The organism is Pseudomonas sp. BB438 (assembly GCF_057180225.1).
In genome coordinates this window covers 6,365,539-6,380,539 of record NZ_CM170001.1, presented here as the reverse complement: position 1 = coordinate 6,380,539, position 15,001 = coordinate 6,365,539, and the positions used below count along the sequence as shown (strand labels likewise).

15 protein-coding genes are annotated in these 15,001 nt (G+C 67.1%); 9 read left to right on the top strand and 6 right to left on the bottom strand.

Features of this window, described 5'->3' with window-relative positions; translation table 11 throughout:
* Window positions 1–6 precede the first annotated feature (6 nt).
* On the top strand, window positions 7–2,433 hold the full coding sequence (locus AC1ZV1_RS29350) for a TonB-dependent siderophore receptor (protein ID WP_484294816.1): 2,427 nt from the start codon (window positions 7–9) through the stop codon (window positions 2,431–2,433).
* 120 nt (window positions 2,434–2,553) lie between these two features.
* On the opposite strand, the gene adhP is transcribed toward AC1ZV1_RS29350, so the two are convergent.
* On the bottom strand, window positions 2,554–3,588 hold the full coding sequence (adhP, locus tag AC1ZV1_RS29345; RefSeq protein ID WP_484294815.1) for an alcohol dehydrogenase AdhP: 1,035 nt from the start codon (window positions 3,586–3,588) through the stop codon (window positions 2,554–2,556).
* 328 nt (window positions 3,589–3,916) lie between these two features.
* Here adhP and purE point away from each other — a divergent pair, with 328 nt between their 5' ends.
* From purE to AC1ZV1_RS29325, 4 genes are all read left to right on the top strand, one after another.
* Window positions 3,917–4,408: a 5-(carboxyamino)imidazole ribonucleotide mutase gene (purE, locus tag AC1ZV1_RS29340; protein WP_017521570.1), complete on the top strand. Its 492-nt coding sequence runs from the start codon at window positions 3,917–3,919 to the stop codon at window positions 4,406–4,408.
* 8 nt (window positions 4,409–4,416) lie between these two features.
* A complete protein-coding gene (locus AC1ZV1_RS29335) occupies window positions 4,417–5,502 on the top strand; it encodes a 5-(carboxyamino)imidazole ribonucleotide synthase (RefSeq protein WP_484294814.1) in 1,086 nt (361 codons plus the stop codon).
* A gap of 203 nt (window positions 5,503–5,705) precedes the next feature.
* Window positions 5,706–5,951 (top strand): GlsB/YeaQ/YmgE family stress response membrane protein, encoded by a 246-nt coding sequence (locus tag AC1ZV1_RS29330; protein ID WP_484294813.1) that lies wholly within the window; start codon window positions 5,706–5,708, stop codon window positions 5,949–5,951.
* Between the two features lie 85 nt (window positions 5,952–6,036).
* Window positions 6,037–6,579 (top strand): DUF3299 domain-containing protein, encoded by a 543-nt coding sequence (locus AC1ZV1_RS29325; RefSeq protein ID WP_484294812.1) that lies wholly within the window; start codon window positions 6,037–6,039, stop codon window positions 6,577–6,579.
* 71 nt (window positions 6,580–6,650) lie between these two features.
* Here AC1ZV1_RS29325 and AC1ZV1_RS29320 read toward each other — a convergent pair whose 3' ends face one another.
* From AC1ZV1_RS29320 to AC1ZV1_RS29310, 3 genes are all read right to left on the bottom strand, one after another.
* The gene (locus AC1ZV1_RS29320) at window positions 6,651–7,562 is read right to left on the bottom strand and encodes a D-hexose-6-phosphate mutarotase (protein ID WP_484294811.1); all 912 of its coding nucleotides are present in this window, start codon (window positions 7,560–7,562) and stop codon (window positions 6,651–6,653) included.
* A gap of 81 nt (window positions 7,563–7,643) precedes the next feature.
* Complete coding sequence (locus tag AC1ZV1_RS29315) at window positions 7,644–8,324, bottom strand: GNAT family N-acetyltransferase (protein WP_484294810.1); 681 nt, start codon at window positions 8,322–8,324, stop codon at window positions 7,644–7,646.
* 12 nt (window positions 8,325–8,336) lie between these two features.
* Window positions 8,337–8,786, bottom strand: a complete 450-nt coding sequence (locus tag AC1ZV1_RS29310; protein ID WP_484294809.1) for an N-acetyltransferase family protein — start codon at window positions 8,784–8,786, stop codon at window positions 8,337–8,339.
* Between the two features lie 117 nt (window positions 8,787–8,903).
* Here AC1ZV1_RS29310 and pdxR point away from each other — a divergent pair, with 117 nt between their 5' ends.
* On the top strand, window positions 8,904–10,358 hold the full coding sequence (gene pdxR / locus AC1ZV1_RS29305) for a MocR-like pyridoxine biosynthesis transcription factor PdxR (protein ID WP_484294808.1): 1,455 nt from the start codon (window positions 8,904–8,906) through the stop codon (window positions 10,356–10,358).
* A gap of 106 nt (window positions 10,359–10,464) precedes the next feature.
* Window positions 10,465–11,676 (top strand): YeeE/YedE family protein, encoded by a 1,212-nt coding sequence (locus AC1ZV1_RS29300; RefSeq protein ID WP_484294807.1) that lies wholly within the window; start codon window positions 10,465–10,467, stop codon window positions 11,674–11,676.
* A 1-nt stretch (window position 11,677) separates the two neighbouring features.
* Here the strand turns inward: AC1ZV1_RS29300 and AC1ZV1_RS29295 are convergent, their stop codons facing one another.
* Complete coding sequence (locus AC1ZV1_RS29295) at window positions 11,678–11,848, bottom strand: hypothetical protein (protein WP_484294806.1); 171 nt, start codon at window positions 11,846–11,848, stop codon at window positions 11,678–11,680.
* Window positions 11,841–12,401: an HdeD family acid-resistance protein gene (locus AC1ZV1_RS29290; protein ID WP_484294805.1), complete on the bottom strand. Its 561-nt coding sequence runs from the start codon at window positions 12,399–12,401 to the stop codon at window positions 11,841–11,843. The genes AC1ZV1_RS29295 and AC1ZV1_RS29290 overlap by 8 nt, the downstream gene beginning before the upstream one ends.
* 365 nt (window positions 12,402–12,766) lie before the next feature.
* Here AC1ZV1_RS29290 and betI point away from each other — a divergent pair, with 365 nt between their 5' ends.
* A complete protein-coding gene (betI, locus tag AC1ZV1_RS29285; RefSeq protein WP_054909619.1) occupies window positions 12,767–13,360 on the top strand; it encodes a transcriptional regulator BetI in 594 nt (197 codons plus the stop codon).
* A 46-nt stretch (window positions 13,361–13,406) separates the two neighbouring features.
* A complete protein-coding gene (gene betB / locus AC1ZV1_RS29280; protein WP_484294804.1) occupies window positions 13,407–14,879 on the top strand; it encodes a betaine-aldehyde dehydrogenase in 1,473 nt (490 codons plus the stop codon).
* The last annotated feature ends 122 nt before the right edge of the window (window positions 14,880–15,001 follow it).

Genomic DNA, 15,001 nt, shown 5'->3' with positions numbered 1-15,001 from the left:
CCCCCGATGACCCCGTTGCGCCGCGCTGTCCCCGAACTGTCCCTGAAACCGCTTGCCGTCTTCGTGCTCGGTGCCGCCCTGGCGGCTGCGCAGGCACCGGCCGCATGGGCTGAAGACGCTGTCGCCGGTTCCGCGCTGCGGGCTGAGTTCGGCTTCGCCATTTCCGCCCGGCCGCTGCCCCAGGCACTCAGCGAGTTCAGCCGGGTGACCGGCCTGAGTGTGGTCTACACCGACGAAGCGCCCTACGACCTCAAGGCCCCGGCGGTTTCGGGCCAGCTCTCCGCCAACGAAGCGCTGAACCGTCTGCTAGTTGGCTCCGGCTATCGTTTCCGTGCGCTCGACGGCCGCACCCTGACCCTGGAACGACTGCCCGCCGACACCCTGAGCCTCACCGACACCACCGTCACCGGCCAGACTGCCGCCAGCAGCTACCAGCCAGCACCAGTGGCCTCGATCGGGCGTACCGACACGCCGGTGCTGGAGACCCCGCAGAGCATCGTCACCGTTCCGGCCCAGGCATTGCGCGACCAGAAGCCGCGCAATCTCGACGACGCGCTGGGCAACATCAGCGGCGTGACCCAGGCCAACACCCTCGGCGGCACCCAGGATGCGGTGATGAAGCGCGGCTTCGGCGACAACCGCGACGGCTCGATCATGCGCGATGGTTTGCCGTCCGTGCTGGGCCGCAACCTCACTGCCACCGCCGACCACGTCGAGGTGCTCAAGGGTCCGGCCTCCGTGCTCTACGGCATCCAGGACCCGGGCGGCGTGGTCAATGTGGTGAGCAAGAAGCCGCAGTTGCAGCAGTACAACGCCGTCACGCTGCGGGGCTCGACCTTCGCCCACGGCAAGCAGGGCAGCGGCGCGCGGATCGACAGCACCGGCGCGCTGGGCGAGAGCAACCTGGCCTATCGGCTGATCGTCGATCACCAGGACGAGAACTACTGGCGCAACTTCGGCCAGCAGCGCGAGACCCTCGTCGCGCCATCGCTGGCCTGGTTCGGCGAAGACACCACGGTGAACCTCAGCTACGAGCACCGCAAGTTCAAGATGCCGTTCGACCGCGGCACGGCCATCGATCCGCGTACCAACAAGCCGCTGGATATCCCGCGTACCCGTCGGCTGGACGAGCCGTTCAACATCACCGAAGGCCGCTCCGACCTGAGTCGCCTGGACATCGAGCACCGCCTCGACGACGCCTGGAAAGCGCACTTCGCCTACGGCTGGACCCGCGAGACCTACGACGACAACCAGGCCCGGGTCACCAAGGTCAACAGCAACGGCACCGTCACCCGCCGCGTCGACGGCACCCACGGCGCGGTCAGCAGCGACAGCTTCGCCACTGCCAGCCTGAACGGCGACCTTCAACTGGGCGGCTTTCGCCACGAACTCGTCGTCGGCGTCGACAGCGAGAAGCGCAAGATCTACCGCGCCGACCTGATCCGCGACACCAAGAACACCACGCTGAACTACCTCGACCCGGTCTACGGGCAGATTTCTCCCGCCACCAGCGTCAGCGCCAACGACAGCGACCAGACCGACAAGCTGCGCAGCGACTCGCTGTTCCTGCAGGATTCCTGGCACCTGGACGACCACTGGATCCTGGTCGCTGGCGGGCGCTACCAGATGTATGACCAGTACGCCGGTCGCGGCCGGCCGTTCAAGGCCAACACCGATATCAGCGGGCAGAAGTGGGTGCCGCGCGCGGGTGTGGTCTACCAGGTCAACGACGAGGTTTCGCTGTATGGCAGCTACACCCAGTCGTTCAAGCCCAACTCCACCATCGCGCCGCTCTCCACCGGCGAGGTGATCGACTCGGCGATCCAGCCGGAAGAGGCGTCGTCCTGGGAAATCGGCGGCAAGCTCGACATCCCCGGCCGCGTCACCGCCAACCTGGCGCTCTTCGACATCCGCAAGCGCAACGTGATGGTCACCCAGCTCGACGCCAACGGCGACAGCCGGGTCAGCACCGCCGGCAAGGTGCGCTCCTATGGCGCCGAGCTGGATGTCACCGGCCAGTTGAGCGACCGCTGGAGCCTGCTCGGCAGCTACGCCTGGCTGGATGCGGAAGTGACCGAAGACCCGGAGCTGGAAGGCAACCGCCTGCAGAACGTGGCGAAGGAGACCGCTTCGCTGGCGGCGGTGTATGACGTGGGGTCGATCCTCGGTGGCGACAGCCTGCGCCTGGGCGGCGGCGCGCGTTATGTGGGCAAGCGGGCGGGCGATCCGTCCGACTCCTTCGAGCTGCCGTCGTATACCGTGGCCGATGCCTTCGCCAGCTACGACACCCACCTGGGCGGGCACAACGTCGGCTTCCAGTTCAACGTGAAGAACCTGTTCGACCGCACCTACTACCCGTCGGCAGCGAACAACCTCTATGTGGCCGTCGGCGAACCGCGGCAGTTCGAGATTTCCACGACGGTGGAGTTCTGACGCTGGGCGCTTTGTAGGATGGATGGAGCGCAGCGATACCCATGCTGTCTGCGTTGCGATCGATGGGTATCGCTGCGCTCCACGCCATCTTACGCAGAGCGTGGTGCGCTGGGGCGGGGCTTACATCTCGACGACGATCCGTCCTTCGATCTGCCCGGCGCGCATGCGGTCGAGGATGGCGTTGATGTCATCCAGCTTGCCGGCGGCGACGGTGGCCTTCACCAGCCCTTCGCCGGCGAAGTCCAGGGCTTCCTGCAGGTCGGCGCGGGTGCCGACGATGGAGCCGGTGATGTGCAGGCCCTTGAGCACCACGTCGAAGATCGGCGTGGGGAAGTCGCCCGGCGGCAGGCCGACCAGCGATACGGTGCCGCCGCGGCGGGCCATGCCGATGCCCTGGCCGAAGGCGCTGTTGGACACCGCCGTGACCAGCACGCCGTGGGCACCGCCGATGTCGCGCTGGACGACCTCGACCGGGTCTTCCTTCTTCGCGTTGACGGTCAGGCTGGCGCCGAGCTTGCGCGCCAGTTCCAGCTTGGCGTCATCCACGTCCACCGCCACCACGTGCAGGCCCATGGCCTTGGCGTACTGCACGGCCACGTGGCCGAGCCCGCCGATGCCGGAAATCGCCACCCACTGGCCGGGACGCGCGCCGGTTTCCTTCAGGCCCTTGTAGACCGTGACGCCCGCACAGAGGATCGGTGCGATCTCCAGGAAGCCGACCGCCTTGGGCAGGATGCCGACGTAGTTCGGGTCCGCCAGCACATATTCGGCGTAGCCGCCGTTCACCGAGTAGCCGGTGTTCTGCTGGCTCTCGCAGAGGGTTTCCCAGCCGGTCAGGCAGTGTTCGCAGCAGCCACAGGCGGTGTACAGCCAGGGCACGCCGACGCGGTCGCCCTCCTTCACGCGGGTAACGCCGACGCCGACCGCAGCGACGAAGCCGACGCCTTCATGGCCGGGAATGAACGGCAGGCTCGGCTTCACCGGCCAGTCGCCTTCGGCGGCGTGCAGGTCGGTGTGGCAGACGCCGGAGGCCTCGATCTTCACCAGGATCTGCCCAGGGCCGGGCAGCGGGACTTTGACTTCCTCTATCCGCAGTGGCTCGCCAAAGGCGTGGACGACAGCGGCTTTCATGGTCGTGGGCAGGGTCGTGGACATTGCGCTCGCTCCTTGAAGGGTGAGGGACCTGCACCGTCCGGGCAGGTTCGTGTCAGACGAGTCTGAGCCTCTGAGCCTAGGCCATCTTGAGCTGAGGCAAGGTTTTCCGGAGTCTCTTCCGGAGTCGTCGTGGGCCTCGCCGGTGCCGGAATGACGAAATCGGGACCAACGGTCATGCCCAGTGCACTGCGGCACATCCTTTGCGGTATACTGCGCCGCCTTCAAGCCGGCACTGCCCGCCGGTTTGGCCACGTACAAGCCACGCCTCCGACGAGCGTGGCTTGTTGGTTTCTGACGCGCCAAGAGCGCACTTGAGAGAGGCACGACGATGAGCGCACTGGTTGGCGTGATCATGGGTTCCAAATCCGACTGGAGCACCCTGAGCCACACCGCAGACATGCTGGACAAGCTCGGCATTCCGTACGAAGTGAAGGTGGTTTCCGCCCACCGTACGCCGGACCTGCTGTTCCAGTACGCCGAAGAAGCCGATGGCCGCGGCATCGAAGTGATCATCGCCGGTGCCGGTGGTGCCGCCCACCTGCCGGGCATGTGCGCCGCCAAGACCCACCTGCCGGTCCTCGGCGTGCCGGTACAGTCCTCCATGCTCTCGGGCGTCGATTCGCTGCTGTCCATCGTGCAGATGCCCGCGGGCGTCCCGGTCGCCACCCTGGCCATCGGCAAGGCCGGCGCCACCAACGCAGCGCTGCTGTCCGCCAGCATCCTGGGCGCCAAGTACCCCCAATACCACGAGGCGCTGAAGCAGTTCCGCGCCACCCAGACCGAGACGGTGCTGGACAATCCCGATCCGCGCGAGGCCTGAGTACGACCATGAAGATCGGTGTCATCGGTGGCGGCCAGCTGGGCCGCATGCTGTCCCTGGCGGGCACCCCGCTGGGCATGAACTTCGCCTTCCTCGACCCGGCGCCGGACGCCTGTGCGCAAGCCCTGGGCGAGCACATCCGCGCTGACTACAGCGACCAGGACCACCTGCGCCAGCTGGCCGATGGAGTCGATCTGGTGACCTTCGAATTCGAGAGCGTGCCGGCCGAGACCGTGGCCTTCCTCTCGCAGTTCGTACCGGTCTACCCGAACGCCGAGTCGCTGCGCATCGCCCGTGACCGCTGGTTCGAGAAGTCGATGTTCAAGGACCTGGGCATCCCGACCCCGGCGTTCGCGGACGTGCAGTCCCAGGCCGACCTCGACGCCGCCGTGGCCAGCATCGGCCTGCCGGCGGTGATGAAGACCCGCACCCTGGGCTACGACGGCAAGGGCCAGAAGGTCCTGCGCAAGGCCGAGGACGTCAGCGGTGCCTTCGCCGAACTGGGCAGCGTGCCCTGCATCCTCGAAGGTTTCGTGCCGTTCACCGGCGAAGTCTCGCTGGTGGCCGTGCGTGCCCGTGATGGCGAGACCCGCTTCTACCCGCTGGTGCACAACACCCACGAGAACGGCATCCTGCGCCTGTCCGTGGCGAGCACCGGGCACCCGCTGCAGGCGCTGGCCGAGGACTACGTCGGCCGCGTGCTGGACAAGCTGCAGTACGTTGGCGTGATGGCTTTCGAGTTCTTCGAAGTCGACGGTGGTCTGAAGGCCAACGAGATCGCACCGCGCGTGCACAACTCCGGCCACTGGACCATCGAAGGCGCCGAGTGCAGCCAGTTCGAGAACCACGTGCGCGCCATCGCCGGCCTGCCGCTGGGCTCGACCGCGAAAGTGGGCGAGAGCGCCATGCTCAACTTCATCGGCGACGTGCCGCCGGTGGCTGAGGTGCTGAACATCGCCGACTGCCACCTGCACCACTACGGCAAGGCCTTCAAGGCCGGGCGCAAGGTCGGCCACGCCACCCTGCGCAGCGCCGATCTGCCGACCCTGAAGGCGCGCATCGCCGACGTCGAGGCGCTGATCGCGAAGGCCTGATGGCCTGACGATCGGGGTGCTCAAGAGAAGGCCGCGTCAATTGCTGACGCGGCTTTTTTCTTGGGCGATCGGCGATTGCTGTAAGGCTCGCGAAACACTTCCGGTCGCTCTGGCGCGCGGTAATACACGGAACGCGAGGCTTTTCTACACTGTCCCATGACACGCGCGAATATGCCGCGCACATCCCACAAGGAGGGACTGTCATGGGCTTCATCGGAACCATCGTCATCGGCCTGATCGTCGGACTCATCGCACGCTTTCTGAAGCCGGGCGACGACAGCATGGGCTGGATCATGACCATCCTGATCGGCATCGGCGGCTCGCTGCTGGCGACCTACGGCGGCCAGGCGGTCGGCATCTACGCCGCCGGCCAGGCGGCAGGCTTCATCGGCGCGGTGATCGGCGCCATCGTGCTGCTGGTCATTTACGGGCTGATCAAGAAGAATTGACGGTGATTTCCGCCCCTCTCCCGCATGGGAGAGGGCGCAGGAAGACTTATCCCGCCTGTGCCCGACCGGGCCATTCGAGTCCACGATGCGCCGATCATTGCTCGCCTGCTGTCTGTTAGTGCTGACTTCCCTGGCGTCCGCCGCCGAACTTCCCGAAACCGACTGGCTGTCCCTGATGCCGCCGAGCGACCGCAAGGCGCTCGAGGACATGCCGGAAATCACCCACAACGGCCCCGAGGCCAACGGTACCTTCACCAACAAGGGCGGGCTGAAACAGTCCGACAAGAAGCTGCCGCAGGTGATGTACTCGACCAAGACCGTGGCCGCGCTGAACGGCAAGGTGATTCGCCTGGGCGGCTATCCGGTGCCGCTGGAGAACGACGCCAAGGGCCGTGTCACCGAATTCTTCCTGGTGCCGTACCCGGGCGCCTGCATCCACGTGCCGCCGCCCCCGCCGAACCAGATCGTGCTGGTGCGCTACCCCAAGGGCATCAAGATCGACGACATCTACAACCCGATCTGGGTCAGCGGCACGCTGAAGGTGGAGAAGGTCAGCAATGACCTGGCCGACGCGGCCTATGCCATCGATGACGCCAAGGTGCGGCCGGTGGAGGAGAGCGATCTGTAGGATTCACACCTGTAGGAGCGGGCCATGCCCGCGATCGCGCCCATCGGGCGCTCCTACGGGGTCTTGAGGATTCAGGCCTCCAGCGGCGCGCTCCAGATTTCCACGCTCATCGTCTCGCTGCGTCCCGGCGCCACGCTCATCACGTCGTCCCAGACCCGCGCGGTCTCGATGCAGAGCATCGCCTGCCAGGCGTCGTCCTCGAATTGCGACAGGCGTGCGGCCTTGTCGATCCAGGGATTCCACACCACCGCCGAGCGCGAGCCGCTGGCCTGGATGTGGATGCCGCGCTCCCAGGCCGGATCGCGGATCACCAGCGGTTTTTCCACGTCCAGGTAGATGCGGTCGGTTTCCCCGGCGATGCGCACCAGGCCGTGCTGGTCGCGCAGCTCCCACTTCTCCAGGGTTTCCACGTAGCGGCAGCCCTGCAGCCCGTCGATGCTGGCCTGGCGCACGTCACCCACGGCGAAGTAGGTGTGCAGCGCCTGGCTGACCGGCAGCGGCGCACTGCCCAGGTTGTGGGTGGTCATCTCCAGGGTCAGGCGTTCGCCGAAACGCATCACCAGCTCCAGTCTTGCCGAGTGTGGCCAGCCGGGCAGGCCGTTGCTGGCATCGAAGCTGAAATGCACGGAGAGCTGGCCCTGCTCGTCGGCGATGTCGTCCAGTTGCCAGTCCACCGCGCGCACCAGGCCGTGGGCCGGCGCCTTGTCGCCCCGGTAGGCGTTGCGGATGTCCACGGGGTTGCGTTCCAGGTTGCCGAACCAGGGCCAGCACACCGGTACCCCGCCGCGCAGGGACTGGCCGCGGTGGTATTCGGCCGTGTCGCTCAGCCACACCAGCGGCGGCTGTTCGTGGGGCTGGTAGCTCAGCAGTTGTGCCCCCTGCTGTGCGATCAGGGCTTCACCATGGGCGGTATGGATACGCCAGCAGGGCAGCTGGTCGATCTGCACCTGTTCGACGCGGGGAGTCTGGATATCGCTGCTCATGGTGGTCTCCGGGACTGCGATGCGAAAGGGTCAGTATCACCGATCCTTCGCGCACCGGGCAGTTCCCGGAGAATGAAAAGATCAGCCCTGGCGCAGGTCTTCCAGGCGCGCGCGCTGCTGACCGTCGGCATCGAGGTTGGAGGTGTCCAGCCAGCGTTCGAAGGCCCGCTGGCAGCGTGGCCATTCGCTGTCGATGATCGAGAACCAGGCGGTGTCGCGGTTGCGGTCCTTCACCACGGTGGCTTGGCGGAAGGTGCCTTCGAACGTGAAGCCCAGGCGCGCGGCGGCACGCATGGAGCGGGCGTTGAGCGCGTTGCACTTCCATTCCAGGCGGCGGTAGCGCATCTCGAAGGCCCAGCGAGCCAGCAGGTAGACCGCCTCGGTGGAGGCCGGCGAGCGCTGCATCACCCGGCCGTAGGCGATGTGGCCGATCTCGATGCTGCCGTCCTTCGGGAAAATCCGCAGGTAGCTGAGCAGGCCTACCGCGCGACCGCTCTCGCGGTCGATCACGGCGAAGAACAGCGGGTCGTTGCTGGCCGCGTTGCCCGCCAGCCAGGCGTCGAACGGCGCGCGCTCGGGGAACGGACCGTAGGGCAGGTAGTCCCACAGCACCGGGTCGGAGTCCGGACCTTGCAGCGCTTCCCACAGGTCATCGCCATGGAGGGCGACGTCCAGCGGGACCAGGTTGATGGTGCGGCCGGTCAGGGTACGGCGTTCAGGGCTGGCGGCGGGGCGCCAGTTCAGCAGGGGTTGGTCGTTCATGGGCGCTCCGGCTCAGAGGATCTTGCGGTACTGGACGAACCCGGAGCGGTCGGCGATCCGGTCGTAGAGGAACATGGCGTCGGTGTTGCTCTCGTGGGTCAGCCAGTGCACTCGCGAGGCGCCGTTGGCACGGGCGTCAGCGTAGACGTGCTCGATCAGCGCGGCACCGATGCCACCGCCGCGCTGGCCTTCGGCGACATACAGGTCCTGCAGGTAGACGTAGTCGCCCTGGGTCCAGCAGGAGCGGTGGTAGATGAAGTGCACCATGCCGATGGCTACGCCATCGCGCCAGGCGAGGGCCGCGTGCATGGGCTCGGCCGCATCGAGGAAACGCTGCCAGGTGACGGCGCTGGTTGCCTCGTCGATGGTGGTCTTGTAGAAGCGCTGGTAGCCCTGCCACAGCGGCAGCCAGGCGGCGTGATCATCGGCGCTGATCGGGCGGATCTCGAGGGCGGAAGACATGGTGACGACCTTGTGTGCGTTGGAATGTCTCCAGCCTAGGTTGGGAATTGGTTCTGCTAAAGAGCCATTCATGGTCAAATCAAGGGAACCATTGCCGTCGTCCTGGAAGCCGTCTCGATGAGTGTCCCGTTGCCTTTCAACCCATCCGGCATCCGCCTCGATCCCGCCCGCCCGCTGGGCGTGCAACTGTTCCAGGCGTTACGCGAGCGCATCCTCGACGGCCGCCTGGCGGCCCGTTCGCGGCTGCCGGCCAGTCGGGACCTGGCTTCATCGCTGGGGGTCTCGCGCAATACCGTGGTGCGCGCCTACGAGCAGCTCTACGCCGAGGGCTACATCGAGGGCCGCACCGGTGATGGCACCTACGTGGCGGAGCGGGTTCAGCCCTCCGTCGATGCAGTTCGCAGCGCAGCGCGAAGCCCGGATGCGCCGTCCCTGGAGCGCCTTGCGCGGCACCACCTGCCGCTGCCACCGACTGGCGCGCCACGGGCGTTCCGGGTCGGCGTGCCGGCCTTCGACCTCTTTCCCTTCGACACCTGGGCGCGGCTGCAGGCGCGCTTCTGGCGCGATCCGCCGCTGGATTGCCTGGGTTACGGCGACCCGGCTGGCGAGCAGCGCCTGCGCGAGCTGGTCGCGGCTTACCTGCGCACTACCCGTGGCCTGCACTGCGACGCCGGGCAGATCATTATCACCAGCGGCGCCCAGCAAGGCATTGCGCTGTGCGCCCAGGTGCTGCTCGCCGAGGGAGACGGTGCCGCCATCGAGAACCCCGGCTACCGCGCCGCCGGCCATGCCTTCGCCACGGCGGGAGCGCGACTGCATGGCGTGCCGGTGGATGCCGACGGCCTGTGCACGGCGCAGCTGGAGCAGTTGCCGGATTGTCGGCTGGTCTACGTCACGCCGTCGCACCAGTACCCCACCGGCGTGACCCTGTCGCTGGCGCGGCGCCTGGAACTGCTGGAGTGGGCCGAGCGCAGTGGCGGCTGGATAGTCGAGGACGACTACGACGGTGAGTACCGCTACAGCGGGACGCCGCTGATGCCGCTGGCTGCGCTGGATCGCCACGATCGCGTGCTCTATGTCGGCACCTTCTGCAAGATCGCCTTCCCGGCGCTGCGGCTGGGCTACCTGGTCGTCCCGCCGGCACTGGCGCAGGCCTTTGCTCGCCGCCGCGCGCTGGACGTGCGCCATTCCGAGGTCGGCACCCAGCGGGTAATGGCGGACTTCATCGCCGAAGGCCATTTCCAGCGTCATGTGCGGCGCATGCGTCGGGCGGCCCGCAGTCGTCGCGATGCGTTGCTGCGCGGCTGGCCGGAGGTGGCTGGCTGTGCGCCGATGCCGGCGGTGGAGGCGGGACTGCATCTGTGCGTGCGGGTCGATAGCCGTGAGCGCGAGCTGGATCTGGTGCAGCGCGCGGTGGCGGTCGGCGTGGAGGTGAACGCCCTGAGCGACTACTGGCTGCCGGAGTCCGGCGAGCCAGCGGATCAGCGTGCCGGACTGGTCCTGGGGTTTGCGGCGGTGCCGGAAGCGCGGATCGCCGAAGCGCTCAAGGTCCTGCGCAAGGCGTGGAAATGAACCGCGCCTTGTAACGCCCGGCTATTTCCTTAGCTGCCTTACGACGTTGGCGAGAGGCACTACGCTCCCTAGAATATTGCCCCTCTCGAAATGCCCCGGAGTCGCCATGAGCCTAGCCCTGTCCACCGTTCCCGAGCGCAAGTCCACGGCGCCCTGGATCGCCTTCCTCCTGCTGCTGGCGGGTGCGCTGTTCCTCGCCCAGGTAGTGAGCGGCCGGCAGGCCCTGCTGTTCCTGGTCGGCGGCGCGCTGGGGCTGACGCTCTACCATGCGGCTTTCGGCTTCACCTCCGCCTGGCGCGTGTTCATCCGCGAACGCCGCGGTGCCGGCCTGCGTGCGCAGATGGTGATGCTGGCGCTGGCGGTGCTGCTGTTCTTCCCGGCCCTGGCCGCCGGCACCTTGTTCGGCGAGCCGGTGAAAGGGCTGGTTTCGCCCGCCGGCACCTCGGTCATCGTCGGTGCCTTCATCTTCGGCATCGGCATGCAACTGGGCGGCGGCTGCGCCTCCGGCACGCTGTTCACGGTGGGCGGCGGCAACGCGCGGATGCTGGTGACGCTGCTGTTCTTCATCGTCGGCTCGGTGGTTGCCACCCACCATATCGGCTGGTGGTTCGCCCTGCCGTCGCTGCCGCCGACCTCTATCGTGCAGTCGCTCGGCCTGTTCCCGGCGCTGGTCCTGAGCCTCGCGCTGTTCGCCGGAATTGCCGCCGTCAGCGTGGTGCTGGAGCGGCGTCGCCATGGCGTGCTGGAGCTGATCGCCAGCAATGGCGAGAAAGGCATCGGCCGGTTCTTCCGCGGTCCCTGGCCACTGGTGTGGGGTGCGGTGGCGCTGGCGCTGCTGAACTTCGCCACCCTGGCGCTGGCCGGGCGTCCGTGGGGGGTGACCTCGGCCTTTGCGCTGTGGGGCGCGAAGGCATTCGAGAGCCTGGGGATCGCGGTCGACCAATGGGCCTTCTGGCAGGTCGATGCCAACGCCAAGGCGCTGGCCGCGCCGGTGTGGCAGGACGTCACCAGCGTGATGGACGTCGGCATCATGATCGGTGCGCTGCTGGCCGCCGGCCTCGCCGGGCGCTTCGCAGCGAGCCTGAAGATTCCCGCGCGCTCGCTGATCGCGGCGGTAATCGGCGGCCTGCTGCTGGGTTACGGCGCGCGCCTGGCCTACGGCTGCAACATCGGCGCGTACTTCAGCGGCATCGCTTCCGGCAGCCTGCATGGCTGGCTATGGCTGGTGGCGGCTTTCTTCGGCAACGCGGTGGGCGTGCACCTGCGTCCGATCTTCTTCCCCGCCGAGCGTGTGGAAGCGCGCCTGACCGGCTGCTGAGTCAGGCCGGGCGTGGCGTTTCGCGCTCCGCCCAGTAGGTCTGCCGGTGGCCGCGAGCCTGGTAGTCCCGCGCCAGGGCTTCGGCCTCGGCGCGGCTCAGTCGGCGACGCATGACGAAGCGGTTGCCGTTGTCGTCCTGGCGCAGCAGGCACCAGTCCCGCTCTTCAGGCATCGAAGGTCGAGGTCTTGCGCAGGCGCATCGCGAGCAGGATCAGCAGGACGCCGAAGAATACCGAGTAGGCGCCGATCACCCAGGCCACGGCGATCGCCCCGGCCCCCGGATTGCTGATCATCAGCACGCCGAACAGCACCGACACCGCGCCGGAAAGCCCAAGCCACCATTCGTTCTGCAGCGCCTTGCGCAGGCGGATTGCGGCGATGATCTGCAATACGCCCATCACCAGCGCCCAGCCGGCGATCAGCATCAGCAGGCCCAGCGCGGTGAGCTGCGGCCAGAGGAAGGCGACCAGCCCGGCGGCTATCCCCAGTAACCCCACCAGAACCAGCGGCCACAAGGGCCGGCCGGATTCGCGCATCTGCGCGGCGGCGATCAGGGTGAACAGGCCGTCGACGAAGGCATAGGCACCGAAGAACAGCACCATCACCGTCAGCACGATGCCCGGCCAGACCATGGCCAGGATGCCGAACAAGAGAGCGGCGACGCCGCGCAGGGCGATCCATTTCCAGTGGCGGCCCAGGGCCTGCCAGAGCGGGTGTTGCGACATGGCGACGATCCTCGCGAGGGGTATGGCTGAAACCATAGTCGCTGGCGCGCGACGCAGGCTCTGACGTGGGGCAAAAGAAAGCCCGGCACGGGCCGGGCTGTGGAAGGCCCGTCGCGACGGGCTGGTGCCGTCAGGTGACGTCACCGGGGAGAGCAGCTGCGACACATCCGGCGCGGATTCTGCGATCCTTGCGGGCTGGAATGCGGCGTAGCGATGAACGGCGCAGGCCCCGCCATGCGGGCGCCTCGGAGGACTGATGCAGCGCAGCATATTCTTAGTTGATTGAGCGTTCAATAAAAAACGAATAGACTGGCCCACATTATCGCCGGACGGCACAGGTACGCCCGGCGAAGAGGAGATTCGAAATGCCCAAGGTCGGTATGCAGCCGATTCGCCGCTCCCAACTGATCCACGCGACCCTCGAGGCGGTGGACCAGGTGGGCATGAGCGACGCCAGCATCGCCCTGATCGCCCGCCTCGCGGGGGTCTCCAACGGCATCATCAGCCACTACTTCCAGGACAAGAACGGGCTGCTGGACGCGACGATGCGACATTTGATGTCGGCCTTGAGCAAGGCTGTCGCCGAGCGCCGCGCTACCTTGCGCAACGACGAACCGCGCTCGCACCTGCGGGCCATCATCGCCGGCAACTTCGACAGCTCTCAGGTCAACGGCCCGGCCATGAAGACCTGGCTGGCGTTCTGGGCCAGCAGCATGCACCAGCCGCAGCTGCGCCGCCTGCAGCGGATAAACGATCACCGGCTGTATTCGAACCTGTGCAGCCAGTTCCGCCGTGAACTGCCGCTGGCCCAGGCCCGCAGCGCCGCTCGCGGGCTGGCCGCGCTGATCGACGGACTCTGGCTGCGGGGCGCGCTCTCGGGCGATGCCTTCGACACCGAGCAGGCGTTGGCGATTGCCTACGACTACCTCGACCAACAACTGGCTAAGCGCCCCGGATAGCGGGCGCAGCCTTGCGCTGACACCGACAAGAGAGGACCACCGCACCATGGCTCGATTCGAAGTACAGAAGCTCTACATTGGCGGTCGCTACGTGGAAGCCACCAGCGGCGCCACCTTCGAGACCATCAATCCGGCCAACGGTGAAGTCCTCGCCCAGGTACAACGTGCCTCGAAGGAAGACGTCGAGCGTGCCGTGCAGACAGCGGTTGAAGGACAGAAAGTCTGGGCGGCGATGACCGCCATGCAGCGCTCGCGCATCCTGCGCCGCGCCGTGGACATCCTGCGCGAACGCAATGACGAACTCGCCGAGCTGGAAACCCTCGACACCGGCAAGCCGCTGGCCGAGACGCGCTTCGTCGACATCGTCACCGGCGCCGACGTGCTCGAGTACTACGCCGGCCTGGTGCCCGCCATCGAGGGCGAGCAGATCCCGCTGCGCGACACCAGCTTCGTCTATACCCGCCGCGAGCCGCTGGGCGTGGTTGCCGGTATCGGCGCCTGGAACTACCCGATCCAGATCGCCCTGTGGAAATCCGCCCCGGCTCTGGCCGCCGGCAACGCGATGATCTTCAAGCCCAGCGAAGTCACTCCGCTGACCGCGCTGAAGCTCGCCGAGGTCTACACCGAAGCCGGCCTGCCCGATGGCGTGTTCAACGTGCTGACCGGCAGCGGCCGCGAAGTCGGCCAGTGGCTGACCGAGCACCCGCTGATCGAGAAGATCTCCTTCACCGGCGGCACGTCCACCGGCAAGAAGGTCATGGCCAGCGCCTCCAGTTCCTCGCTGAAGGAAGTCACCATGGAGCTGGGCGGCAAGTCGCCGCTGATCATCTTCGAGGATGCCCACCTCGACCGCGCCGCCGACATCGCCGTCATGGCCAACTTCTTCAGCTCCGGCCAGGTGTGCACCAACGGCACCCGCGTGTTCATCCCGCGCAACCTGCAGGCCCGCTTCGAGGCCAAGGTGCTGGAGCGCGTGAAGCGCATCCGCCTGGGCAACCCGCAGGACGAAAACACCAACTTCGGCCCGCTGGTGAGCTTCCCGCACATGGAGAGCGTTCTCTCCTACATCGAATCCGGCAAGGAACAGAAGGCCCGCCTGCTGTGCGGTGGCGAGCGCGTCACCCAGGGCGAGTTCGGCAAGGGCGCGTACGTCGCACCCACGGTCTTCACCGACTGCCGTGACGACATGACCATCGTCCGCGAGGAAATCTTCGGGCCGGTCATGAGCATCCTCGTCTACGACACCGAAGACGAGGCCATCCGCCGCGCCAACGACACCGAGTACGGCCTCGCCGCCGGCGTCGTGACCCAGGACCTGGCCCGTGCGCACCGGGCGATCCACCGCCTGGAAGCCGGCATCTGCTGGATCAACACCTGGGGCGAGTCGCCGGCCGAGATGCCGGTTGGCGGATACAAGCAATCGGGTGTCGGTCGTGAGAACGGCCTGACCACCCTGGCTCACTACACTCGCATCAAATCCGTACAGGTAGAGCTGGGCGACTACACCTCGGTGTTCTGATCGCCGCGATCGAGCCATGAAAGGCCGGTCGCAGGCATGACTCCCTGACCACCGGCCATCCCCAACACGCAGACACCGGCGCGCACGCGTCGCGGGCGGTGTCGTGCCTGAAAAAGAGGAAG

Coding starts and splice junctions, on each gene's coding strand:
- AC1ZV1_RS29350 (WP_484294816.1), top strand. CDS start 7: ATGACCCCGTTGCGCCGCGCTGTCCCCGAACTGTCCCTGAAACCGCTT.
- adhP (WP_484294815.1), bottom strand. CDS start 3,588: ATGTCCACGACCCTGCCCACGACCATGAAAGCCGCTGTCGTCCACGCC.
- purE (WP_017521570.1), top strand. CDS start 3,917: ATGAGCGCACTGGTTGGCGTGATCATGGGTTCCAAATCCGACTGGAGC.
- AC1ZV1_RS29335 (WP_484294814.1), top strand. CDS start 4,417: ATGAAGATCGGTGTCATCGGTGGCGGCCAGCTGGGCCGCATGCTGTCC.
- AC1ZV1_RS29330 (WP_484294813.1), top strand. CDS start 5,706: ATGGGCTTCATCGGAACCATCGTCATCGGCCTGATCGTCGGACTCATC.
- AC1ZV1_RS29325 (WP_484294812.1), top strand. CDS start 6,037: ATGCGCCGATCATTGCTCGCCTGCTGTCTGTTAGTGCTGACTTCCCTG.
- AC1ZV1_RS29320 (WP_484294811.1), bottom strand. CDS start 7,562: ATGAGCAGCGATATCCAGACTCCCCGCGTCGAACAGGTGCAGATCGAC.
- AC1ZV1_RS29315 (WP_484294810.1), bottom strand. CDS start 8,324: ATGAACGACCAACCCCTGCTGAACTGGCGCCCCGCCGCCAGCCCTGAA.
- AC1ZV1_RS29310 (WP_484294809.1), bottom strand. CDS start 8,786: ATGTCTTCCGCCCTCGAGATCCGCCCGATCAGCGCCGATGATCACGCC.
- pdxR (WP_484294808.1), top strand. CDS start 8,904: ATGAGTGTCCCGTTGCCTTTCAACCCATCCGGCATCCGCCTCGATCCC.
- AC1ZV1_RS29300 (WP_484294807.1), top strand. CDS start 10,465: ATGAGCCTAGCCCTGTCCACCGTTCCCGAGCGCAAGTCCACGGCGCCC.
- AC1ZV1_RS29295 (WP_484294806.1), bottom strand. CDS start 11,848: ATGCCTGAAGAGCGGGACTGGTGCCTGCTGCGCCAGGACGACAACGGC.
- AC1ZV1_RS29290 (WP_484294805.1), bottom strand. CDS start 12,401: ATGTCGCAACACCCGCTCTGGCAGGCCCTGGGCCGCCACTGGAAATGG.
- betI (WP_054909619.1), top strand. CDS start 12,767: ATGCCCAAGGTCGGTATGCAGCCGATTCGCCGCTCCCAACTGATCCAC.
- betB (WP_484294804.1), top strand. CDS start 13,407: ATGGCTCGATTCGAAGTACAGAAGCTCTACATTGGCGGTCGCTACGTG.